This is a genomic window from Variovorax sp. GW821-FHT09B05 (genome assembly GCF_059418265.1).
Genome location: NZ_JBWKPN010000013.1, coordinates 20,982 through 44,198 on the forward strand (window position 1 = coordinate 20,982; position 23,217 = coordinate 44,198).

19 protein-coding genes are annotated in these 23,217 nt (G+C 70.7%); 5 read left to right on the forward strand and 14 right to left on the reverse strand.

Going from position 1 to position 23,217, the window contains the following annotated elements; all coding sequences use genetic code 11:
- The first annotated feature begins 46 nt into the window (after window positions 1–46).
- Window positions 47–1,189, forward strand: a complete 1,143-nt coding sequence (gene opgC / locus AC07RM_RS28835; protein ID WP_495336724.1) for an OpgC domain-containing protein — start codon at window positions 47–49, stop codon at window positions 1,187–1,189.
- Here opgC and AC07RM_RS28840 read toward each other — a convergent pair.
- From AC07RM_RS28840 to AC07RM_RS28880, 9 genes are all read right to left on the reverse strand, one after another.
- Entirely contained in the window at window positions 1,186–2,295 is a 1,110-nt protein-coding gene (locus AC07RM_RS28840; RefSeq protein WP_495336725.1) for a DUF2169 family type VI secretion system accessory protein, read from the reverse strand. The two genes, opgC and AC07RM_RS28840, sit on opposite strands and share 4 nt — an antisense overlap.
- Before the next feature lie 2 nt (window positions 2,296–2,297).
- The gene (locus tag AC07RM_RS28845; RefSeq protein WP_495336726.1) at window positions 2,298–2,594 is read right to left on the reverse strand and encodes a sulfurtransferase TusA family protein; all 297 of its coding nucleotides are present in this window, start codon (window positions 2,592–2,594) and stop codon (window positions 2,298–2,300) included.
- Window positions 2,591–3,118 carry a hypothetical protein gene (locus AC07RM_RS28850; protein ID WP_495336727.1) on the reverse strand — a complete coding sequence of 176 codons (528 nt, stop codon included), beginning with the start codon at window positions 3,116–3,118 and terminating at the stop codon, window positions 2,591–2,593. The genes AC07RM_RS28845 and AC07RM_RS28850 overlap by 4 nt, the downstream gene beginning before the upstream one ends.
- A gap of 12 nt (window positions 3,119–3,130) precedes the next feature.
- Window positions 3,131–4,123 (reverse strand): beta propeller repeat protein, encoded by a 993-nt coding sequence (locus AC07RM_RS28855; protein ID WP_495336728.1) that lies wholly within the window; start codon window positions 4,121–4,123, stop codon window positions 3,131–3,133.
- Window positions 4,124–4,148: 25 nt separating this feature from the next.
- A complete protein-coding gene (locus AC07RM_RS28860; RefSeq protein ID WP_398495909.1) occupies window positions 4,149–5,798 on the reverse strand; it encodes a DUF4150 domain-containing protein in 1,650 nt (549 codons plus the stop codon).
- Between the two features lie 2 nt (window positions 5,799–5,800).
- The gene (locus AC07RM_RS28865; RefSeq protein WP_490878698.1) at window positions 5,801–7,843 is read right to left on the reverse strand and encodes a type VI secretion system Vgr family protein; all 2,043 of its coding nucleotides are present in this window, start codon (window positions 7,841–7,843) and stop codon (window positions 5,801–5,803) included.
- Between the two features lie 208 nt (window positions 7,844–8,051).
- The gene (locus AC07RM_RS28870) at window positions 8,052–8,792 is read right to left on the reverse strand and encodes an SGNH/GDSL hydrolase family protein (RefSeq protein ID WP_495336729.1); all 741 of its coding nucleotides are present in this window, start codon (window positions 8,790–8,792) and stop codon (window positions 8,052–8,054) included.
- 88 nt (window positions 8,793–8,880) lie between these two features.
- On the reverse strand, window positions 8,881–9,639 hold the full coding sequence (locus tag AC07RM_RS28875) for an anti-sigma factor (RefSeq protein ID WP_495336730.1): 759 nt from the start codon (window positions 9,637–9,639) through the stop codon (window positions 8,881–8,883).
- 22 nt (window positions 9,640–9,661) lie between these two features.
- Window positions 9,662–10,237 carry an RNA polymerase sigma factor gene (locus AC07RM_RS28880; protein ID WP_256222759.1) on the reverse strand — a complete coding sequence of 192 codons (576 nt, stop codon included), beginning with the start codon at window positions 10,235–10,237 and terminating at the stop codon, window positions 9,662–9,664.
- A gap of 198 nt (window positions 10,238–10,435) precedes the next feature.
- Here AC07RM_RS28880 and AC07RM_RS28885 point away from each other — a divergent pair, with 198 nt between their 5' ends.
- The 3 genes from AC07RM_RS28885 (at window position 10,436) to AC07RM_RS28895 (ending at window position 13,039) form a co-directional block, all read left to right on the forward strand.
- Entirely contained in the window at window positions 10,436–10,993 is a 558-nt protein-coding gene (locus AC07RM_RS28885; protein ID WP_495336731.1) for a DUF3455 domain-containing protein, read from the forward strand.
- A gap of 158 nt (window positions 10,994–11,151) precedes the next feature.
- Window positions 11,152–11,691, forward strand: a complete 540-nt coding sequence (locus AC07RM_RS28890; RefSeq protein ID WP_495336732.1) for a hypothetical protein — start codon at window positions 11,152–11,154, stop codon at window positions 11,689–11,691.
- Window positions 11,692–11,701: 10 nt separating this feature from the next.
- The gene (locus tag AC07RM_RS28895; protein WP_495336733.1) at window positions 11,702–13,039 is read left to right on the forward strand and encodes a hypothetical protein; all 1,338 of its coding nucleotides are present in this window, start codon (window positions 11,702–11,704) and stop codon (window positions 13,037–13,039) included.
- A gap of 6 nt (window positions 13,040–13,045) precedes the next feature.
- On the opposite strand, the gene AC07RM_RS28900 is transcribed toward AC07RM_RS28895, so the two are convergent.
- From AC07RM_RS28900 to argH, 5 genes are all read right to left on the reverse strand, one after another.
- The gene (locus AC07RM_RS28900) at window positions 13,046–14,491 is read right to left on the reverse strand and encodes an efflux transporter outer membrane subunit (protein ID WP_495336734.1); all 1,446 of its coding nucleotides are present in this window, start codon (window positions 14,489–14,491) and stop codon (window positions 13,046–13,048) included.
- The gene (locus AC07RM_RS28905) at window positions 14,491–17,664 is read right to left on the reverse strand and encodes an efflux RND transporter permease subunit (protein WP_296780011.1); all 3,174 of its coding nucleotides are present in this window, start codon (window positions 17,662–17,664) and stop codon (window positions 14,491–14,493) included. Before AC07RM_RS28905 ends, AC07RM_RS28900 begins: the two co-directional genes overlap by 1 nt.
- Before the next feature lie 9 nt (window positions 17,665–17,673).
- Window positions 17,674–18,909, reverse strand: a complete 1,236-nt coding sequence (locus AC07RM_RS28910; RefSeq protein ID WP_208510624.1) for an efflux RND transporter periplasmic adaptor subunit — start codon at window positions 18,907–18,909, stop codon at window positions 17,674–17,676.
- 240 nt (window positions 18,910–19,149) lie between these two features.
- On the reverse strand, window positions 19,150–20,643 hold the full coding sequence (locus tag AC07RM_RS28915; RefSeq protein WP_495336735.1) for a rhomboid family intramembrane serine protease: 1,494 nt from the start codon (window positions 20,641–20,643) through the stop codon (window positions 19,150–19,152).
- Between the two features lie 42 nt (window positions 20,644–20,685).
- Window positions 20,686–22,083, reverse strand: a complete 1,398-nt coding sequence (gene argH, locus AC07RM_RS28920; RefSeq protein WP_495336736.1) for an argininosuccinate lyase — start codon at window positions 22,081–22,083, stop codon at window positions 20,686–20,688.
- A gap of 50 nt (window positions 22,084–22,133) precedes the next feature.
- Between argH and AC07RM_RS28925 the strand changes: the two genes are divergently transcribed.
- Window positions 22,134–23,198 carry a sensor histidine kinase gene (locus tag AC07RM_RS28925; RefSeq protein ID WP_495336737.1) on the forward strand — a complete coding sequence of 355 codons (1,065 nt, stop codon included), beginning with the start codon at window positions 22,134–22,136 and terminating at the stop codon, window positions 23,196–23,198.
- Window positions 23,199–23,217: the final 19 nt, after the last annotated feature.

Here is a 23,217-nt window from a genome sequence, read left to right on the forward strand (position 1 = left end):
CCGGGCGAGCGTCGCGCGGACGAAGTCAGGAAACCGCCGCCAACCGATGAAACGCTACTGGGAAATCGACGCCTTGCGCGGGCTGATGCTCGTGCTGATGACCGTCACCCACCTGCCGACACGGCTGACGGACCCGCTGGGCCAGCCCTTCGGCTTCGTCTCGGCGGCCGAGGGCTTCGTGCTGCTGTCGGCCTTCGTCGCGGGCCTGGTCTACAGCCGCATCGGCCATGTGCGCGGGGTCGAGTCGATGCGCAGCGCGTTCTGGCGCCGCGTGGTCAAGGTCTACCTCTGCCATGCGGCCACCCTGCTGTTCCTGTTCACCGTGATCACCGGCGTGGGCCTGCACATCGACCAGCCGGCGGTGAAGAACCTGGTCTCCTACTACCTGGCGGCGCCGCGCGACGGCTTCCTCTACGGGCTGCTGCTGGTGTACGAGCCGGCGCTGCTCGACATCCTGCCGATGTACATCTTTTTCATGCTCATGAGCCCCTGGGTGCTGGCCTTCGCGATGCGCCATGGCTGGCTGCCGGTGATGGCGGTGAGCGCGGCGCTGTGGGCGGCGGCGCAGTTCGGCTTCAGCGAATGGGTCTACGGGCTGGCGGTGCGCCACCTGGGCCTGCCGGTGCCGTACCACGAGATGGGCGCCTTCAACACCTACGCCTGGCAGTTCCTCTGGTTCTCGGGGCTGGCCATCGGCGCCAGCCGCAATGCGCCGGGCATGCGGCCGCTGCGCTTTCCGGCCTGGCTGCTGGTGCTGGCGGCGGGCGTGGCGCTGTACTGCTTCTACTGGCGCCACACCGGCATCAACGGCCAGGCGCCGTTCGGTGGCGACGTGGAACGCAACCTGCTGTTCGACAAGTGGCTGCTCGGGCCGCTGCGGCTGGTCAACCTCGTGGCGCTGGGCATCCTCGCGGTGCGCTTCGGTCCCTGGCTGATGCGCAAGCTGCCGCGCCTGGGCTGGCTCGAGGCCATGGGCTCGGCCTCGCTGCCGGTGTTCTGCGCCCACCTGGTGGCCGTGCTGCTGGTGCTGGCCTTCTATGGCGACAGCCAGACCGCGCGGCCCTGGTGGGGCGACGCGCTGCTGCTGGCGGCGGTGTTCACGGGCATGTACCTGGTGGCGCGCGTCTCGCGCGGCGCCGACGTGCCGCCGCCGGCGGACGAGGTGCCGACCCAGCCGGCGCGAGCCTAGTACCCGGCCAGCGGTTCGTGGCGGGCCGACCGGCTTGCCGCGGCGAGCAGGGCGTCGGGGTCCACCGCGTGCAGCGCCATGTGGGCGACGCCCCCGCGCTTGGGCACCCAGCAGCGCCAGGTCAGGAACACCTGCGCGAGGCCGCCGCGCAGGTCGACATGCACGCCGTCGAGCATCAGCGGCACAGTCTCGGAGGTCTGGTCCTCGCGCTGCACGGTCGTGCTCAGCCGAACGCCGGGCAGCCAGACCTGCACATGCGCATGGTCGGGATGCATGTGCAGCAGCTGCAGCTCCTCGTCGCCCGCGAGCGGCGCCTCGTGCACCAGGCCCGGCGCGGCGTACTGGTAGAAGCGGTAGTCGAAGTCGTCGGGCAGCAGCGGATGCTTGCGCGCGAGCCAGTCGTCGTCGTAGCGGCCCGCATGCCGCTGGCGCGGGCGCCACACCGGCGGCAGCGGCGCGAAGCCCTGCGGCACGTGGTCGTGGCGGCGCCAGTCGGCGATGGGGTCGGAGGGATCCTCGATCGCGGGCGCTGGCCACTCGGCCGCGGCGTCGCAATGCGCGGCATCGACGATGCCGCGGCCCAGCGGATTGGCGCGGTGCACGTCCGGGGGCGAACTGCCGGGGACCGGGCCGCCAAAGGCCTCGCGCCAGGCCAGCGGCACGGCGCGCGCGGGCTGCGGTGCCGACAGCGTCCAGCCGGCGTCGCGCTTCTCGCCGTCCTCGGGCGGATCGCGCCGAACGGGACACCAGCGCCTCGGGCCATGCACGCGCACCAGCTTCTCGAGCCGCCCCAGCCGCGCGCCCACGAGCCACGACGCGGCCGCCTCGCCGCGCGGCGCCCAGCCCGAGCCGAGGATCGTGAGATCGGCGGCCGGCTTGTGCGGCACGAGGTCGCAGCAGCGCACCAGCAGGCCGTCGGCCGGGTCGCCGTCGTAGCGGTCGGCCAGTTCCAGCGCGGCCTGGCGCGGCGCCAGCGCGAGCGGCTGGCCCGGCACCAGGTGGAAGCTGCCGCGCACCGCGAGCACGGCCATGTCGGTGCCGTCGCGGTGGAACTGGGAGAAGGCGAGCGCGGAAAAGGGCGTGTGGTTGTCGAGGTCGGGCGCCATGCTCAGCGTCGCAGCAGCGTGTAGATGCGGCAGGCGCCGTCGCGCTGGCTGCCCAGCAACTGGACCGGCAGCGCGGGCAGCGCGTCGGCCAGACTCTCGAAGGCCACGGGATCGTCGACCGCGAGCACCAGCAGCTGGCCCGGCGCGCTGCGCGCGATCGCCTTGCGCAGCCGCAGCATGGGCTGCGGGCAATGCATGCCGCGGGTGTCGATGCGCAGGGCCGGGCCGTGGCTGTCGTCGATGCCGTCCGCGGTGGGCGCGGGCCGGGCCGGCAGGAAGGCGGCGTGCGGATCGCTCATGGCGTGGCGCCCGGCGTCGCCAGCGTGCGGAAGTCCGGCATGGCCCCGAGGCGCTGCAGGTGCAGCCCCTCGATGCCGACCATCGCCGGCTTGAAGATCACGCCCACCACGCGGCCGTCGGGCAGGTAGTGGACGATGCGGTGGTTGCCGTCGCGCAGGTCGATCGGGCGGCCGAAGGCGGTGTCGGCCGAGAGCTTGCGGCGCGCGCCCTGCGGCGTTTCGCCGCGCGCGTCGAGGCCGAAGGGCAGCGGCAGCGCGGCGGCATCGAGCTGCAGGTCGTAGAGCACCCAGGCCTGCGGGTCGGCCTGGGCGACGCGATCGGCGAAGGGATGGACCAGCGCCACCCGCAGGCCGTTCGACGCGCTCGCGTAGTCGGCCCGGGCCGCGAGCTCGGCCGGCGGGCATCCGGTGGGCGCGAGCTGCGCCCAGGCCGCGAAGTCGGCCAGCCACTCGGCGATGCCGCAGCAGCCGATGCGCTGCGCGGCCTCGTCCATCCAGTCGATCTCGCGCTTCCACAAGGCCATGGCCATGGCGCCTCAGCGGATCGGCGGATTGCCGGGGAAGGGGATGCGCTCCCAGGCCGTGCCGTCGAAGCGCGCGATGTCGGCGTAGCCGATCGACCAGAGCACGCCGTCGACCACGCGCAGCAGGTGGCCATCCTCGTACTCGGGGTCGAGCCGGGTGCGGATGCGGTGCGTCGCGCCGTTGGCATGCAGGTAGAGGCCGGTCTCGGTGGCCAGGAAGATCTGGCCGTCGTAGCTTGTCACGTCGACATAGGCGCGCGTGTCGTCGAGCGCCGAGACGTCCTGGAAGCCGTCGACATGGTTGCCGTGCAGCAGCGTGCCGCCGCGGCCGCAGGCCCAGACCGAGTCCTCGCGCTCGACATGGATGCGCGAGATGGCCGGCATGCCGCTGGCGACGGCTTTCCACGGCCGTCGGCCGTCGCCGCAGTACAGCACGCCGTCGTTCACGTTCTGGAACCAGCCGCCCGCGTAGACCTCCTGCTCGTTCGCGCCGGCGATCGCCTTGAAGCTGATGCTCTTCTTCTCGCCCTTCTCGCGCAGCAGCCCGGTGTCCATGTGTTCCCAGGCCCCCGGCTTCGTCCGGCGATAGATCTGGCCGCCGCCGCCGCAGGCATGGAGCCGCCCGCCGATCTGGGCCAGCGCGATCATGCTGCCCCAGCCTTCGGAGTCGTCGCTCCAGAGGCCGGCGCCTTCGATGCGCTCGGTCATGGCCTCGCCGCCGGGCGGCAGCTGCATCACGTCGCCTTCCTCGGTGAGGAAGACGAAGGCCGCGGCCGCGCCGGGGTCGCCGGGCGGGGGCGAGAAGAAGAGGCCGTCGACGACCGTGGCCGGCAGGTCGGTGGAGCGCCAGAGCGGATCGTGGCCCGCGCGGTACTGGCACAGGCGCGCGAAGCCCTCGAAGCGCGCGTCGGCGTTCGAGCAGGCGAGGAAGAGATCGTCGCGTCCGCGCGGCGCCGCGGCCTCGATCTGCAGCCGTATCCGGTCGGGTTGGGTCAGGGGCGTCATCGTCGTGCTCGGTGCTTTCTCGTCGTCATTCCACGCGCCACGCGTTCTGCAGCAGTTCGCGCAGTTCGGCGGAGGTCTTCGTCAGGCCCCGTCCGAGCATTTCGTCGGGGATGGTCTTGAAGGCGTCCCGGATCGGCTGCTCGAACTGCCGCTTGCAATCGGGCTTGACCTCGTCCAGCGCGTCGATCGAGATGTCCAGGACATCCTTCAGCGTGACCGTGCCGTTGCTGCCTATTTTCGCGCGCATGCCTTCGGAGATCTTCCGATGGACTTCGGCATGGTCGTCCTTGTTCAGGCAGATCGACGGCCCCTTGTCGAGCGAGGGCGCGCCGGGCATGCGCACGCCCGGGTCGAGGCGGGTGCCCACGCGCAGGATGAAGTCGGGCACGACGTGGTGCGCGGCCTCGCCGTCGCCGCACTTGTTCTCGTCGTAGGGCTCGGGCTCGCAGTCGTCCTTGTCGCCGGTGATGCGGGTGCCGTCCTTGCCGCCGCCGCCGCTGGTGTCGGTGGCCGGCGCGGGGGCGGTGGTGGTCTCCTTGGCCCGGGCGCGCTCCTCGGCGATCTGCTGCTCGAGCGAATCGCGCACCTTGGCGTCGTAGGCATGGAAGCCCTTCGATTCCCAGGGCAGCAGCGACTCGAGGAAGTTGCTGCTGGCGTAGTCCTGCTTGTAGGCGGCGAGCTGGTCCACCGCCTGGTCGTAGAGCGACTGTTCGCGCGGGGTCTGCGGCGTGATGCCGGTCAGCGCCTTTTTCGCCTCGTAAATGGCCGCGTAGTGGTCGCCGATCGGCATCACCACCAGCACGATGACCGCGATCAGGTTGCCCTTGCCGCCGCCCGTGGGCTTGGGCAGCCGGGGGCGCGGCATGGTCGCCGGCGGGCGCCACTTGGGCATGTCGGTGACGGTCGGCGTCTTGCCGGTGTCGAGGAAGGCCAGCTGCACCGGCTGCTCGCCCAGCGAGGCGCGCAGCAGCGAGCTGTAGCCCGACAGGTTGGCGGCGCTGGCGATCTTCGCCTTGCCGGTCTTCTCGTCGTCGCTGCCGTAGTAGGCGATCTCGGCGCCATCGGCCTGCGCCTTGGCCAGCAGGGCCTCGGCTTCGCTGTCGTCGATCGCCGGCCGGTCCTCGGGCGGCCAGCGCTTGCCGCGGTCCTTCTTGTAGATCAGCTCGCCGCCGGTGTTGCGCTTGTTCATCCAGAAGCTGTCGCCGTCGCGCACCAGCCACTGGCCGTTGACCCGCACCACCGTCGAGGCGGTCTTGGGCTCGGCGATGTCGCCCACCGTGCCCGAACTGATGCCCTTGGCCGCGCCCGGCTCGTCGCCCGTGACGTGCGTGACCTGGCTGTCGAACTTGAAGGCCTTGAGCGAGGTCAGGAAGACGTTGCGCGAGGCGTTGGCATCGTCGCCGAGCCGGCCGGTGATCTGGTAGGGGATGGGCGGGGTGGACGAGCCGATCGGCGTCTTGCAGACGTCGGGCGAGGTGCACACCACCAGCGCCTGGCCGACGTCGCGGCCCGCCTCGGGCGGCGGATCGCTGGCCGGCGTCTGCGGCCGGGGCTTGCCCACGATCACCGCGACGCGCGCGATGCGTCCCGTCGCGCCCGAGGGCAGCGCCGTGCCGAGGCCATCGAGCCCGGCGGGCTTGGCAAGCGAGGCACCGGCCTTGGGGTCGAGCGCCATGCTCAGCAGAGGTCGATGACGTGGCCGTTGATGCGCACCGGCCCCGCGGCGCGGAAGTCGAAGCGCGTGCCGGTCAGGGTCACCTGGCCGTCCTTGGTCATCTCGAGCCGGCTCTTGCCGACGGTGATCACCAGCGTCTCGCCCACGTCGAGCGAGAAGTCCTCGCCGATGGTCTCGGTCTTGCTCTTGCCGACCGCCACCGTCTGCGTCAGGCCGACCAGCGAGGTCTTGGCGATGCCGACCTCCTCGGAGGAGGTCAGTGCGACGAAGCGGTTCATGTTCTGCAGCACCGTCAGCAGCTCGTTGGCCTTGATCGTCTCGACGCGGTTGTTGCCGATGGTGATGGTCTCGTCGTGGCCGACGTTCTCGGTGCGGTCGTGGCCCACCTGCACCGTCTCGTCGTGGTCGATGGTCTTGGCGCGGTCGTGGCCGACCCAGTGCGTCTCGTCGTGCTCGACCTCGATGTCCTGGTTGCGCTCGGCATGCAGCCACACCTGCTCGGCGCCCTTCTTGTCCTCGAAGCGGAAGGCGTTGGCATTGGCATCGGTCGCGCCTTCCGAGCTGCGCGACAGCAGGCCGCTCTGCGTGGCGTTGGCCGGCAGGTCCCACGGCGGCATGTTGTCGGCGTTGTAGACGCGACCGGTGACGATCGGCCGGTCGGGATCGCCGTTCTCGAAGTCGACGATCACCTCCTGGCCGATGCGCGGGATCTGGATGCCGCCGAAGTTGGTGCCGGCCCAGGGCGAGGAGACGCGGACCCAGCACGAGCTGTTCTCGTCCTTCGGGCAGTAGCGGTTCCAGTGGAAGCTCAGCTTCACGCGGCCGTACTGGTCGGTCCAGAGCTCGCGCCCGGCCGGGCCGGTGACGATGGCGGTCTGCGGGCCCGTGGTGCGCGGGCGCGGGACAGTGGGCACGTCGGCGCGGTAGACCTTGCTGGTGGGGATCACCTCGAAGTCGACGCGGCACTCGAACTGTTCCTGCCCCGAGGCCTCGCCCGGCTCCTGCAGGCGCAGCCGCGCGGCGGTGACGAGGTAGGCGCGGTTGGCCTCGTTCTGCGGATGGCGCTCGAGCGTGAAGGTGCAGCCCGGCACCACGGCGCGCAGATTGCCCGAGCCGCTCGCGCGTTCGCCACGGCTGCCGGTTTCTTCCATGCGCCGGCGCACCAGCTGCTCGCCCTCGGACTCGGCCGTGTAGTCGCCGGGCCAGGCATAGCGCTCGCGTTCGTTCTGCGCGGTCTTGCGCGGCATCGCGCTGACCTGCTGCAGCCGCGCCTTGGGCCGCTCGAAGTCGAAGTCGTCGGTCACCCAGCGCCCGCTCTGCAGCGCCTCGAAGGCGCAGAAGCTGTCGCAGTGCTCCTCGCGCACCGTGTCCTCGGCGGCGTGGAACGGGATCTTCTCGTAGGCCGCGTTCGCGAACGGCTGGTGCGCGCCCATCTCGTCGACGATCACCAGCGTGTGCTTGTCCTGCGCATGCTCGAACCAGAAGTACAGGCCCCACTCGTGCAGCAGCCGCGCGACGAAGTCGAAGTCGGTCTCGCCGTACTGCACCTGGAAGTCGCGCGGCGGATAGCTCTGCGAACTGCGGATGTCGAGCGGCAGGCCGTAGGGCGAGAGCACCTCGCGCACGATGTCGAGCACGGTCTTGTGCTGGAAGATGCGGTAGTCGCTGCTGCGCGTGGCGAGCGTGAGCCAGGGCTCGATCACCGCCTCGTAGAGCGCGCGGCGGTTCTCCAGCCGCAGGAAGCGCACGCGCGTGACCAGGCCCGCGATGTGACGCTCGCCGCCGCCCGCGCCGGGCCGGCCGTCGAGCAGGATGTGCACCGCGAGCGGCTCGCCCACGAGCTGCTTGATCGCGACGTTGGCGGCCTGGCGTTCGTTGAAGCCCGGCTGCTCGGGCGTGGTCAGCGTGACCGTGTAGGCGTAGAGCTGGCTCAGTCCCTCGCTGCCCTCGATGGCCACCGGCTCGAGCGCCGGCGCGTTGCCCCATTGCGGCATGGCGCTCGAGGTGACTCGCAGGACGCGCGTGGCTCGCGATGCGCTCGGCATGGATTCGATCTCCCTGAAGTCGTCGCCGCCGCCATGGCCGCGCACCGGCGCGGCAGGCGTGGAACAGGCCCCCTTTCTACCGAGCCGTCATGAAACTTCGAAGACCGTTTCCCTCAGTCGCGCTGTAGGACAAGGCCGTGCCGAGGCAGGGAAGGGTGAGAAATGGAGTCGAAAGAATTCGAAATGGCCCGGCCGGGCTTCGGCGGCTTCAATGCGCCGGCACGAGGTGCGAGGCGATCACCGACTGCCACAGCCGGTAGCCCTCGTCGGTCATGTGCAGCCGGTCGCCGCGGAACAGCTCGGGCCGCGGCTTGCCGTCGGCCCCGAGCATCGGCGTGAAGATATCGATGTACTCGCTGTTGGGCAGCCGGTTGAGGTAGGCCGAGACCATGTGGTTGGTCTCGCGGATCAGCGGCATCAGGTGCTCGCGCGAGGGGCTGGGCTTGACCGAGACGAAGCTGATGCGCGCATCGGGCAGCTCGTTGCGCACCACGTTGGCGAAGCGCACGAAGGCATCGAGCACCTGCAGCGGCGTGCGGCCCTCGGCGAGGTCGTTGTCGCCCGCGTAGACGATCACCTGGCGCGGCCGGTAGCGCACCACCAGGTCGTGCGCGAACAGGCTGCAGTCGGCCAGGGTGGAGCCGCCGAAGCCGCGGTTGACGATGCCGGGCACGCCGGCGAAGTCCTGCGAGAGGCGGGTCCACATGCGCACCGTGGAACTGCCCACGAACACCACGCCGCCGGGCGGCGGCAGGCCGTCCTGATCGGCGCGCGCGAAGGCCTCGAGCTCGCGGTGCCAGCGCACGCGCGCGGCGAGGTAGTCGGCCGAGGAGACGACCGGGTCGAAGCTGGCGGCGGGTGCCGGGGCGGTGACGGGTGCCTGGGCCTGGGCGGCGAACGAGGCCGCCAGCAGGGCCAGCGCGGCGAGCGCGGTCTTCATCGAGAACATGGAGCGGGAAGGAAAAGCGGGCAGGCGGACCATCGGAAAAGCCGAAGCTGGGCAGGGAACGGGCGCCGCGCGCGGCGCCCGCCAGGCCTCAGATTGTCTTCTCGATCAGCGCGCCCTTGAAGAGCACCGGGCCGGTCGGCCCGCCTTCGCTCGGCACGCCGCCCTTGGGCTCGAGGCTGATCGCGAGCGTGGGCACGGCGCGCACGTCGGCTTCGCTGGCCGGCAGCCGCAGGCCCGGCGCGCGGTCGAGCACGCCCAGCGAGCGCGGCGCGCCGCCCGGCGGCAGGGCCCACAGCTGCAGCGACTTGTCGGCGCCTTCGTTGAAGCCGCCCACGCGCTGCAGCACCAGCTGGCGCTTCTTCGGATCGAAGGTCACGAGCATCGAGGCCGCGTCCTTGTCGTCGGACAGCACCGCCACGTACTGCACCGCCGGTGCATTCAGCAGCTGGTCGCGCAGGTTCAGGCCGACCGTGACCGCAAGCACCGTGGCCAGCGCGCCGGCCGCGGTCGCGCCGCGCCACAGCGCGAGGCTGCCGAGCCAGCCGCCCGCGGGTTTGCGCTGCTGGGCGGCGCTGGCCGCTTCGCGCTGGCGGGCCAGCGCGAGCTGGGCCTGCTCGGCGTCGATCATGTTGCGGATGCGGGTCCAGACGGCCGGATCGGGCACGACCGGGCTCTGCAGCTCGGTCATGCTGGCCAGGCGGCCCTGCCAGACCAGCGCGGCGGCGCGCACCGGCGCCTGTTCGCGCGCGAGGGTCTCGAAGCGGCGGCGCGCGCCGCCGCGCAGGGTGCCGAGCGCGTGGCTCGCGGCCAGCAGCTCCAGCAGTTCGGGATGGGCGGTGAGTTTCATGGCGGGGCTACTTTCTCTGCGCCTACGCGAAGCGTCCCATGCAGACGCGCAGTTTCTCCAGGCCGCGCCGGATCCAGGTCTTGACCGTGCCCAGCGGCAGCTTGAGCTGGTCGGCCAGTTCGCCATGGCTGAGCTCGCGCAGGTAGGCCAGGCTGACCACCTCGCGCTGCCGGCCCTCGAGCTGGCTCAGGCACTGGTGCAGCGCCCAGGCCTGCTCGCTGGCATCGGCCGTGTCGGCCGGGTTCGGTGCATCGGATTCGAGGGTGTCGGCCAACAGCTCGTCGAATTCCTGCGTGAGCTGGGCCCGGTCGGCGGTGCGGCGGCGCAGCAGGTCGAGCGCGCGGCTGCGCACGATCAGCCCGAGCCAGGCCAGCGGCGGGCTCAGGCTGGCGCGGTAGTCGCCGGCCACGCGCCAGACGGTGAGAAAGCTCTCCTGCAGCACGTCCTCGGCCCATTCGCGCTGGCGCACCACGCGCATCGCGAGGCCCATGAGCTTGGGGGCGGTCCGGTCGTACAGGATGCGCAGGGCGGCTTCGTCGCGATGGCCGATCCGGTCGATCAGCGCCATCAGCTCGGCGTCGGGGCTGGGTGCGGTCATGCGCGGATTGTGGGGCATCGCTTTCCATCCCTGGAATACGCCCGCGCCGCGGCGCCGGATTCAACCGGTTTTTGGCGCCGGCTGAATCCATCGGCCCACCGCGCGCGTACAGGCGCAAGAGGCCGTCGAAACTCACGACAACAACGGACCGCTTCTTCTTTCACCTCTCCCGAAGCCGATCTGAAAAAGGAAACGATCATGCACATCCGCACCCTGAACGCCCTGGCCGCCGCGCTGGCCGTGGTTGGGCTCGCCGCCTGCTCCGGCATGGGCGCCAAGTCCGCCGCGACGTTCTCGCAGGCCTCCCTGCCCGACGCGGTGAAGGTGCCGGCCGGCCACTCGGTGGCCATGGAAACCGTGGGCACCGGCGACATCACCTACGAATGCCGCGTCAAGGCCAACGCCGCCGGCCAGTACGAGTGGTTCTTCGTCGGCCCCGATGCGAAGCTGTGGGACCGCGCCGGCAAGCAGGTCGGCAAGTACTACGGCCCGCCCGCCACCTGGGAAAGCGCCGACGGCTCGAAGGTCACGGCCACGCAGGTCGCCGTCGCTCCGAACGGCACCGGCAACATCCCGCACCAGCTCGTGAAGGCCAACCCCGCCACGGGCGCCGGTGCCATGCAGAACGTGAGCTACATCCAGCGCGTGGCGACCCAGGGCGGCGTGGCACCGGGCGCGGCCTGCGGTGCCTCGAACATGGGCCAGAAGCAGGTCGTGAAGTACCAGGCCGACTACATCTTCTACCGCGCGGGCTGAGCCCTCGCGCGCCTTGAAGACCGGGGCCGCGACCCCGGTTTTCCGTTGCCTCATGCCCCCGCGCGGCCCCCCTTTTGGGTGGGTCGTTTGAAACATTTGTGAACGTATACTGCCCCGCACATAACAGGAGCGGGGCGCTGCGGCGCGCGGGGCGGAGCATGAGGAACATCGCGATCGTGATCGCGCTCTGCGTGGGCGCGTGGTATTACTTCATCGGCGGTCGCAAGCTCGATGAACCGCTGGTCCGCCAGTACTACGAGCAGGAGGCGCACGCCATCCTCTCGCGCAATCCCGAGCGGCTGTGCAAGCAGCTCAGCAGCCGGGCCGTGGTGCAGGACCGCACCACCGTGCTCGGCCAGTCGCAGGACAGCACGCTGAACCGCGCCCAGGCCTGCGATGCCGCGCGCGAGAGCTTCAAGACCTTCGAGGTGATCGGCGAGGCCATGGGCGGCATCCTGACCATCGAGTACGACTACCACCTCGATTCGGTCGAGCTCGCCTCGGACCGCAAGAGCGCCATCGTCAAGGGCACCAGCCGGCTCAAGATGGGCGAGCAGGCGATGCAGTTCGCCTCCAGCTTCGAGCAGCGCATCGAGCGCGAGCTCGGCCAGGTGCGGCTGGTGCGTTCCGACCAGAGCACGCTGGTGCGCCTGCAGGGCGCCGGCGCGATGCGGCAGAGCGATTTCTTCAAGAAGTGAGGGCCGTGCCATGAGCACCCGTGACCGCATCCGCGAGGACGACGACCGGCCCGCGCCGCCGCCGTTCTGGCACCGCCTCAACAGCTTCTTCGCCTTCCCGTTCCAGATGCGCCCGCTGATGTACGGGCTGGCGCTCGCGCTGTGCAGCCTGCTGTTCGAGGCGGTGTTCTTCCTGCCCGACGTGCTGGCGATCCTGCTGATCGAGCTGGGCATCGTGCTGGCCGCGAGCCGCTACGGCTTCAAGGTGGTGGCGCTGGGCTCGCGCGGCATCTGGCGCTCGGCCGACTTCCCGCGCACGCTCGACGACGAGTGGGTCAACCTGCCGTGGAAGCTGTTCGCGATCTCGCTGGTGCAGGGCATCGCGATCGGCGCGCTGGCCAAGCTCGACCCGATGCTCGCCACGGTCGGCGTGTTCGTCATGTCCTTCACCTTCCCGGCCGCGGTGATCGTGCTGGTGCAGTCGTGCAGCTTCTTCCAGGCGATGAACCCCGGCTACGTGTGGGAGACGATGCGCATCATCGGCTGGCCCTATGCGCTGCTGTGCTTCTTCCTGTTCCTGCTGAGCACCGGCGCGCAGATCGCGATCGCCATGCTGCTGCCGGTGATGAACGGGCGCATCGCGCTGCCGATCATCAACTTCGCCTTCATCTATTTCGGCTGGGTGATGGCCAGCCTGCTGGGCTACGTGATGTACCAGCACCATGCGGCGCTGGGCATCGACCTGCTGCCCGGCGGCGGCGTGGACGACGGCGCGCCGGTGGACCGCCGCACGCCCGAGCAGATCGCGGCGCAGCGCCTCGACGCCGAGGTCGCGCAGTGCATCACCGACGGCGACCTCGCGGCCGCGCTCGGCCTCGCCTACGAGGCACAGCGCATCGCGCCTTCGGACGACCTCGCGGCGCAGCGCCGCTACCACCGCGTGCTGGCGCTCGTGCCCGACAAGAAGGACACGATGCTCGACCAGGCGCGCCGCTTCATCCCGCTGCTGATGCGGCGCGACCTCGCGTCCGAGGCGCTCAAGGTGTTCAAGACCTGCCGCGAGAAGGACAAGGCCTTCGCGCTCGAGGACCCCGCGATGGTGATCGCGATGGCGCGCGCCGAATGGCGCGGCGGCGATGCCCACGGTACCTTGGCGCTGCTGTCGGGCTTCGACCGGCGCTTCCGCGGCCATGCCGCGATCCCGCAGGCCTACGAGCTGGCCGCGCGCGTGCTGGTGCAGGGGCTGGGCCGCTCGGACATGGCGCAGCCGATCCTGACCACGCTCGAGAACCGCTACCCGGACAGCGAGCAGACGAAGGAAGTGCGCTGGCTGCTGCGGCCGGCGCCGGGCGTGGCGGCTTCGGCCTGAACCGCCTCAGCTCTCCTTCCAGCCCCCGCCCAGCACCTTGTAGATCGTGAGCCGGTTGGTCTGCTCGGTGAGCTGCAGGCCGATCAGCGTCTGCTGCGCGGCGTAGTAGGCGCGCTGCGCATCGAGCACGTCGAGGTAGCTGCTGGCGCCGCTGCGGAACAGCGACTGCGACAGCGAGAAGCTGCGCGAGGTGGCGTCGAGCAGCGAGCGCTGCGCGTCCAGCCGCTCGGCCAGCGTGCGGCGCTCGGCCAGCGCATCGGCCACTTCGCGGAACGCGGTCTGCACCGTCTTCTCGTAGCTCGCGAGCTGGATCTTCTGCTGCGCCTCGGCCACGCGCAGGTTGGCGCGGTTGGCGCCGCCATCGAAGATCGGCACGCTGATCGAGGGCGCGAAGCTCCAGGCGCTGCTGCCGCTGGCGAACAGGCCCGACAGCGTGCTGCTGGCCGTGCCCGCCGAGGCGGTGAGCGCGATGCGCGGGAAGAAGGCGGCGCGCGCGGCGCCGATGTCGGCGTTGCTCGCGCGCAGCGCATGCTCGGCCGCGAGCACGTCGGGCCGCTGCTGCAGCACGCTCGAGGGCAGGCCGGCCGGCGGCACCAGCAGCCGCGCGGCGGGCGCGGGTTCGGCGGTGGCGGCCGTGGCGGTGCCCGGGTCGGTCGCGGCCGGCGTGGGCAGCAGCTCGGCCGGCGGCGTGGCGCCGACCAGCAGCGCGAGCGCGTTGCGGTCCTGCTCGACCTGGCTGTCGAAGGCGGCCGCGTCGGCGCGCGCCGCATCGACCGTGCTCTGGGCCTGCGCGAGCGCGAGGCCGGACTGCGCGCCCAGCCCATGGCCGCGCTGGATCAGGTCGAAGGAACGGCGCTGGCTCTCGAGCGTGTGGCGCGCGAGCTGCAGCCGCTGCTCGTCGGCCGCGAGCTGCAGCCAGGCGGTGGCGACCGAGGCCACCAGGCTGATCTGCGTGCCGCGCTGCGTGGCCTCGGTCTGGAAGAAGCTCTGCAGCGCCGCCTCGCTGAGGTTGCGCACGCGGCCGAACAGGTCGATCTCGTAGCTCGTGAGGCCGAGGTCGGCGCTGTATTGCGTGGCGTAGCGCGGCTCGCCGCCGGTCGAGAGGCTGCCCGGCGTGCGCGAGCGGCTGCCGCCGGCGCCGGCGTCGATGGTGGGAAAGAGCCCGGCGCGCGCGATGCCGTACTGGGCACGCGCGCGCTCGATGTTGAGCGCGGCCACGCGCAGGTCGCGGTTGTTGGCGAGCGCGAGCTCGATGGTGCCGCGCAGCTTCGGCTCGACGAAGAAATCGCGCCAGCCCGCATCGAGCGGCGTGCTGGCTTCGACGTTGGCCGAGGGCAGGGTCTGCGGCACCGGCAGCGCGGGCGCCTGGTAGTCGGGCGCGAGGTTGACGCAGCCCGCGAGCACGGCCGCGGCGACGAGCGTCAGCGAACGCAAGGGGAGGGCGCGTTGCATCAGTGGCCTCCTTGCTCGGCGGTCTGCGCGGGCGCGAGGGGCTCGTCTTTCGGCGCGGCCTTGCGCCGCCCCGCGAGCCAGCCGCGGATCAGCGCGAAGAACAGCGGCACGAAGAAGATGCCGAGCGCGGTACCCACCACCATGCCGCCGAGCACCGCGGTGCCGATCGACTGGCGGCCACCCGCGCCGGCGCCGGTGCCGATGGCCAGCGGCAGCACGCCGAAGCCGAAGGCCAGCGAGGTCATCAGGATCGGGCGCAGCCGCAGGCGCACCGCCTGCAGCGTGGCGTCGAGCACGCTCTTGCCCTGTTCCTGCAGCTGCTTGGCGAACTCCACGATCAAAATCGCGTTCTTCGACGACAGCCCCACGGTGGTCAGCAGGCCGACCTGGAAGTACACGTCGTTGCTCAGGCCGCGCAGGCTGGTGAACAGCAGCGCGCCCACGATGCCCAGCGGCACCACCAGGATCACCGAGAACGGCACCGACCAGCTCTCGTAGAGCGCGGCGAGGCACAGGAACACGAACAGGATCGAGATCGCGTAGAGCAGCGGCGCCTGCGCGCCCGACAGCCGTTCCTGGAACGAGGCGCCGGTCCATTCGTAGCCGATGCCCGGCGGCATCTGCTTCATCACCTCCTCGACCGCGGCCATCGCGTCGCCCGAGCTCACGCCCGGCGCGGCATCGCCCACGAACTCGTAGCTCGGGCTGCCGTTGTAGCGCTGCAGCTGCGGCGAGCCGTAGCTCCAGCGCGAGCTCGAGAAGGCGGGGAACGAGACCATCTGGCCCAGGCCGTTGCGCACGCTCCAGCGGTCGATGTCCGAGGGCAGCATGCGGAAGTCGGTGTCGCCCTGCATGTAGACGCGCTTCACGCGGCCCTTGTCGAGGAAGTCGTTGATGTAGGTGCCGCCCATGGCGCTCGACAGCGTGCTGTCGATGTCGGCGGTGGCCAGGCTCAGCGCGCCGGCGCGCGCGTCGTCGATGTCGACCGCGAACTCGGGCGTGTCGTCGAGGTTGTTGCTGCGCACGTTCATCACTTCGGGCCGGCGGCTCAGCAGGTCGATGGCCTGGTCGCGCGCCTTCACCAGCGCGTCGTGGCCCAGGCCGTTGATGTCCTTCAGGTGGAAGTTGAAGCCGGCATTGGCGCCCAGGCCGCGCACGGCCGGCGGCAGCAGCACGAAGACGCGCGCGTCGCGCACCGTCGACAGGTCCTTGTTGGCGCGCCGCGCGAGCTCGGCGGCCGACTGGCCCTTTCCGGTGCGCTCGGCCCAGTCCTTGAGCTTGACGAAGGCGCGCGCCGAGCTCTGGTCGCCGTTCTGGCCGGTGAGGATGTTCACGCTCAGCACCTCGGGCTGCTTGGCGAAGTACTGCTGCACCTGCTCGGTCACCGGTTGCAGCCGCGCGTTCGAGGCGCCCGGCGGCAGCGTCACCTGCACCTGCAGGAAGGCCTGGTCCTCGTCGGGCAGGAAGGAGGTCGGCAGCCGCATGAAGAGCAGCGCCATCACGCCCGCGATCAGCAGGTAGACCACGATGCTGCGCTTGCCGCGCCGCACGATGCCGCCAACCACGCCCTCGTAGCGCGCGGCATTGCGGTCGAAGCCGCGGTTGAAGGCCGCGAAGAAGCGGTCGACCCGGCCCAGCAGGCCGGCGCGCGGTGCCGCATGGCCGCCCTTGGCGACCGGCTTGAGCAGCGTGGCGCACAGCGCGGGCGTGAGCGTGAGCGCCACGAACACCGACAGTGCCATCGCCGAGACGATGGTGATCGAGAACTGGCGGTAGATCACGCCGGTGGAGCCGCCGAAGAAGGCCATCGGCACGAACACCGCCGACAGCACCAGCGCGATGCCCACCAGCGCGGGCGTGATCTCGGCCATCGACTTGCGCGTGGCCTCCTTGGGCGAGAGGCCTTCCTCGTGCATCACACGCTCGACGTTCTCGACCACCACGATGGCGTCGTCCACCAGCAGGCCGATCGCCAGCACCATGCCGAACATGGTGAGCGTGTTGATCGAGTAGCCGGCCATCGACAGCACGCCGAAGGTGCCCAGCAGCACCACCGGCACGGCGATCGCGGGGATCAGCGTGGCGCGGAAGTTCTGCAGGAACACATACATCACCAGCACCACCAGCAGCATGGCCTCGAGCAGCGCCTTCACCACCTCGTCGATCGAGGCGCTGACGAAGGGCGTGGTGTCGTAGCTCACGAAGGTCTGCAACTGGTTCGGGAACAGCGGCTTGAGCTCCTCGACCTTGGCATTCACCGCCTCGGCCACCTGCACCGCGTTGGCGCCGTCGGCCAGCACCACGCCGAGGCCGGCACCGGGCCGCCCGTCGAGCTGCGAGCGCACCGTGAGATTCTCGGCGCCGAGCTCGACGCGCGCCACGTCCTTCAGCCGCACCACCGCGCCGTCGGGCGTCACGCGCAGCACCACGTTCTCGAACTGCTCCGCGGTCTGCAGCTTGCTGCGCGCGGTGATGGTGGCGTTGAGCTGCTGCTGCGCGGCCGCCGGCAGCGCGCCGAGCTGGCCGGCCGACACCTGCGCGTTCTGCGCCGTGATGGCGGCGTTCACGTCAGACGGCATCAGCGCGTACTTGCGCAGCTTGTCGGGGTCGAGCCACAGCCGCATGGCGTAGCCGGTGCCCAGGGTCTGGACCTCGCCCACGCCGTCGATGCGGCTGATCACGTCGACCAGGTTGCTGCTGATGTAGTCGCCGACGTCCACGGCCGAGGCGCTGCCGTCGGCCGAGAACATCGAGACGATCATCAGGAAGTCGTTGCCGCCCTTGGTGACGGTGACGCCGCGGCTCTGCACCTGCTGCGGCAGCCGCGACATGGCCTGCTGCAGCTTGTTCTGCACCTGCATCTGCGCCACGTCGATGCTGGTGCCGGGATTGAAGGTCAGCGACAGCCGGGCCACGCCCGAGGAGTTGCTGGTCGACTGCATGTAGAGCAGGTTGTCCAGCCCCTTGAGCTGCTGCTCGATCACCTGCGTGACCGAGTCCTCGACCGTCTTGGCCGAGGCGCCGGTGTAGGTGGCGTTGATCGACACGCGCGGCGGCGCGATGTCGGGGTACTGCTCGAGCGGCAGCGTGCGGATCGCCATCAGGCCCGCGAGCATGACGACGATGGAGAGCACCCACGCGAAGATGGGTCGGTCGATGAAGAACTGCGCCATGGCCCGACCTCAGCGCGCCACGGGATCGGTGGCGGCATCGGCCGCGTCGGGCGCGACGGCGGCCACCGGGCCGGCCGCGGCGCGCGCGCCGAGGTCGACCACCTTGACCTTGTCGCCGACCTTCACGCGCTGCGAGCCCTCGGTCATCACGCGATCGCCCGGGGCGAGGCCGTCGAGCACCTGCCAGCGCGTGCCGATCGCGCGGCCGACCTGGATCGGGCGCTTCGCGACCTTGTTCTCGGCATCGATCACCAGCGCCGAGGCGCTGCCGTCGGGCGCGCGCGTCACGGCCTGCTGCGGCACCAGCAGCGCGGCGGCGTTCACGCCCTCCTGCAGCACCGCGCGCACGTACATGCCGGGCATCAGCAGCCGGTCGGGGTTGGGCACCACCGCGCGCAGCGTCACGCTGCCGGTGCCGGCATCGACGGTGACGCCGCTGAAGGTCAGGCGCCCGGGGTGCGGGTACTTGCTGCCGTCCTCGAGCACCAGCTGGATGCGGGCCTCGGCATCGCTGGCGCGCTGCAGCCGGCCGCTGGCGAGCTCGCGCTTGAGCCGCAGCAGCTCGCTGCTCGACTGCGTGACGTGCACGTGGATCGGGTCGAGCTGCTGCACCGTGGTCATCGCGGTGGCCTGGTTGGCCGTGACCAGCGCGCCCGGCGTGACGCTCGAGAGCTCGGCCCAGCCGCTGATCGGCGAGGTGATGCGGGTGTAGCCGAGCTGGATGCGCGCGGTCTGCTCGGCCGCGCGCGCCACGCCGAGGTCGGCCTCGGCCTGCTGCTCGGCGGCCTGCGTCTCGTCGAACACCTGGCGGCTGATGGCGTCGATCTTCACCAGCTCGGCATTGCGGCGCGCCACGGTGCGCGCGGTGGCGAGCGCCGACTCGGCCTTGCGCACGCTGGCCTGCGCGCTGGCATGGGCCGCCTGCAGCGAGGCCGGGTCGAGCTGGTAGAGCACCTGGCCGGCCTTGACCTGCGAGCCTTCGGTGAACAGCCGCTCCTTGAGGATGCCGCCGACCTGCGGCCGGATCTCGGCGATGACCGGGGCCGCGGTGCGGCCCGGCAGCTCGGTGCTCAGCGCCAGCGTCTCGTGCTTGAGCGTGACGGTGCCGACTTCCCGTTCCGGCGCGGCGGCCCCTGCCTTGGGCGTGGCGGCCTCGTTGCGCGAGCAGCCGGCGAGCGTGATGGCGGCGGCCAGCGCGAGGGCGGTCATGAGCAGCGGGAAGGGACGGCGTGTGTGAGCGGGCATGGGCAGGGGGAAGTGACGAGGGCCCCAAATGGAGCGAACGGGCGCTCCCGAGTTCAATGCAGGAGGAGACCCGGAGCGAGCTTTACAGAGAGAAAGCCCTGCAAGTGCGATGCCAACCATGACAAAGTCGTGTGACAGCCGCTTGGCTGGAATGCAAAGTTAAGTATCGCTAGCGTTTGCCGAGCAAGTCCTTGCGAACTGTGTGGGTCTCCGACCGGCGGCCGGAAACCGCGAAACGGCTCAGGCGCGCTGCAGCGCGCGCGTGACCATGTCGTCGGGCGCGAGCCGCAGCAGGTGCGGCAGCAGGCCCACCGCCTTGTCGCGCTCGCCCGCATGCAGCAGGCCGTTGGCGCACACCGAGAGCGTGTCGGCCAGCTCGGGATGGTCGGGCGCGGTCTTCAGCAGGATGGTGCAGAGCCGGCGCGCGTCCTCGAACTGGCGGATGCGCACGAAGCGGCGCGCCAGCCGCGCCATGTCGTCGGGCTTGAGGCGCACGCCGGGCTTCGCCTGGTCGAGGTAGGTGGTGAAGCTCGCATGCTGCAGCGCCAGCGTGTCGGGGTCGGTGGCGCTCAGGCGGAAGATGCGCCGCGCCGCGGCATGGAAGTCGTCGCCGGCCGGTTGCAGCCGCGCGGTGTTGAACCAGGCGCGCAGGGTGTCGGCGTCGTTCGGGCGCAGCGCCGCGGCGGCGCGCCATTCGCTGCTGGCCGACTCGAACTTCATCGCCGCGCCCAGCCGGCGCGCGTTGGCGACGCGGCGCTGGAATTCGCCATCGCCGCCGTCGTGGTCGCGCGCGCTCGCGCGCTCGGCCGCCAGCGTCTCGGGCGTTTTCACGCGCCCGAGCGCCAGCGCGAGCGTCATCAGCGCCGCACCGCTCAACAGCCCGCCCAGATGCGCCATGTAGGCGATGCCCTGGCCGCCCACCAGGTGCTGCAGCAGTTCGTTGGCGATCCAGGCCGGCAGCAGCAGCAGGGCCGGTGCCGTGACGTAGTTGAAGTAGAAGAACAGCTGGTAGAAGAAGCGGATGCGCCGCAGCCGGTACATCACGGCATACATGCCCATCAGCGCCGACACCGCGCCCGAGGCGCCGAGCCCGTAACTGCCCTTGCCCGCATAGGCCCAGTCGGCCAGCGCCGAGGCACCGACGGCGCCCAGGAGGTAGAAGCTCAGGAAGGTGGTGCGCCCGAGCGCCAGTTCGACCGAGAAGCCGAACAGGAACAAAAACAGCATGTTGCCCAGCAGGTGGCCGGTGCTGCCGTGCAGGAAGGCAGCCGTGATCCAGGTCCAGGGCTTGAACTCGGCGTCCTTCGCGTAGTCCTGCGCCCAGCGCTCGGTGAAGGGCGCGGGCCACTGGGCATCGAACTCCCGGCGCTCGCGCTTCCATTCGTCGAAGCGCGGATGCGCGGGCGTGATCACCTCGTCGGCGCGCAACTGGCGCAGGAACACGCGCTCGTGCTGCAGGCCCTCGAGCAGCTCGTCGGTGCGCTTGAGCTTGAGCAGCTGCCGCGCGGCCTCGGCGCGCGGCGACTGCGTGCGCTCGAGCCAGTCGACGAAGGCCGGCAGCTCGAGCGCCGGCAGCGCGCTCTTCGCGTAGTAGCGCGCGGCGCGTTCCTGCGCGTTCTCCTCGCTGCGCTGCGGGCCCCAGAACACCAGCATGTTCACGAGGATCAGCAGCACCGTCATCCACGGCGGGTTGCGCCAGCTCGGGCGGTTCTCGAGCGGGATGGCGTAGAACATGGCGGGCCCTGCGGGTCGCTGCGCTGCCGAGGGCCGGCGCGATCAGCCGAGGCGGGCGCGGTGGCGCGCGATCTGCGCCTTGACCTGCGCGGGCGCCGTGCCGCCGAGGATGTTGCGTGCGTTGAGCGAGCCGCGCAGGCTCAGCACGTCGTACACGTCCTTCTCGATCTTCGGGTTGAACTGCTGCAGCACCGCCAGCGGCAGCTCGGCCAGGTCGACCTTGTGCGAGGTCGCGGCCTTGACCGCGTGGGCCACGATCTCGTGCGCGTCGCGGAACGGCAGGCCCTTCTTCACCAGGTAGTCGGCCAGGTCGGTGGCGGTGGCGTAGCCGCGCAGCGCGGCCAGTTCCATCGCCTCGGGCTTGACCGTGATGCCGCCGATCATCTCGGCGAAGATGCGCAGCGTGTCCTTGAGCGTGTCAGCGGTGTCGAACAGCGGCTCCTTGTCTTCCTGGTTGTCCTTGTTGTAGGCCAGCGGCTGGCCCTTCATCAGCGTGATCAGCGCCATCAGGTGGCCGACCACGCGGCCGGTCTTGCCGCGCGCCAGCTCGGGCACGTCGGGGTTCTTCTTCTGCGGCATGATCGACGAGCCCGTGGTGAAGCGGTCGGCGATCTGGATGAAGGCGAAGTTCTGGCTCATCCAGAGGATCAGCTCCTCGCTCATGCGGCTGATGTGCACCATGCACAGGCTGGCGGCGGCGCTGAACTCGATCGCGAAGTCGCGGTCGCTCACGGCGTCCAGGCTGTTCTGGCACACGCCTTCCATGTTCAGCGTCCTGGCGACCAGCTCGCGGTCGAGCGGGTAGCTGGTGCCGGCCAGCGCGGCGGCGCCCAGCGGCAGGCGGTTGACGCGGCGACGCACGTCGGCCAGGCGCTCGGCGTCGCGGCTGAACATCTCGACGTAGGCCAGCATGTGGTGGCCGAAGCTCACGGGCTGCGCCACCTGCAGGTGGGTGAAGCCCGGCAGGATCACCTCGACGTTCTTCTCGGCGATGTCGACCAGCGACTTCTGCAGGGTGACCAGCAGCTCGGCGATCAGGTCGATCTCGCCGCGCAGCCACAGGCGCACGTCGGTCGCGACCTGGTCGTTGCGGCTGCGGCCGGTGTGCAGCCGCTTGCCGGCGTCGCCCACGAGCTGGGTCAGGCGGGCCTCGATGTTCAGGTGCACGTCTTCGAGGTCGAGCTTCCATTCGAAGGCGCCGGATTCGATCTCGGCGCGGATCTGCGCCATCCCACGCTCGATCTCGGCGTGGTCCTGCATGGTGATGATCCCCTGCGCGGCCAGCATGCCGGCATGGGCGAGCGAGCCTTCGATGTCGGCCTGCCACAGGCGCTTGTCGAAGAAGACGCTGGCGGTGTAGCGCTTCACGAGGTCGCTCATGGGTTCCGAGAACAGGGCGGACCAGGCTTCGGATTTCTTGTCGAGTTGGTTTTGGGTCATGGGAGCCGTTCGGGAGGCAATAATGGGCTGGTTACCCAATGTATCTGCGAATGCGCAAGCCGGCGATTTTATCGGCCACCCCACCCGCCGCGTCCTCCGACCGCGCCCGCCCGCCCGCGCGCGCGCAGGCCGTGCTGTTCGACGCCTGCCAGATCGGCGTGGTGCTGCGCACCGTGGTCTTCGTCGAGGCGGTGGTGGGCGTGGCCGCGATGTTCGTCTCGGGCTCGCCCGGCGAGTGGCTGGTGCAGGCCGCCACCGTCACGGGCGGCGCCTTGCCGGCCACCCTGCTGTGGCTGGTCGCGGCCTGCGGGCTCAAGAAGCCGTTGCGGCAGCTGCCGGTGCCGTGGCAGTACGCGGTGGGCGCGCTGCTGGGCGCCATCTCGGCGCTCTATGGCTGCGGGCTGCTGCGGCTCACGGGCGTGCTGGTCAGCGCGCCCTGGTTCGCGAGCGCCCTGGCCGGTGCCTTCTTCGCCGGCATGGTGATGGCGGCGATGGTGCTGCGCGCACGTGGCCAGACGCCGGCTGCCACCACCGCGCGGCTCGAGGAGCTGCAGTCGCGGATCCGGCCGCACTTCCTGTTCAACACGCTCAACAGCGCCATCGCGCTGGTGCGCGAGGAGCCCGCCAAGGCCGAGACCATGCTGGAGGACCTGAGCGAGCTGTTCCGCCAGGCGCTGGCCGATCCCGGCGAATCGGGCACCCTGGCCGACGAGATCGCGCTGGCCGAGCGCTACCTCGCGATCGAGCAGGTGCGCTTCGGCGAGCGGCTGCGCATCCGCTGGGACCTCGATGCCGCGGCCAGCGACGCGCGGCTGCCGCCGCTCTTGCTGCAGCCCTTGGTCGAGAATGCGATCAAGCACGGCGTGGAACCGAGCCCGGACGGTGCCAAGCTGCGCATCCGCACCGAGCGGCGCGGCTCGATGGTGGTGATCGAGGTGGTCAACAGCCTGCCGCCGCTGCGCTGGGCCGACGAACCGCTGCCGCGCGGCCACGGCATCGCGCTGGCGAACGTGAGGGACCGGCTGCGGCTGCTGCACGACATGCGCATGCAGTTCAGCGCCGGCATGGATCAGAAGAGCTACCGGGTGCGCATCGCGATACCCGCCGAATCATGAACGCATGCCATTGCGTTGG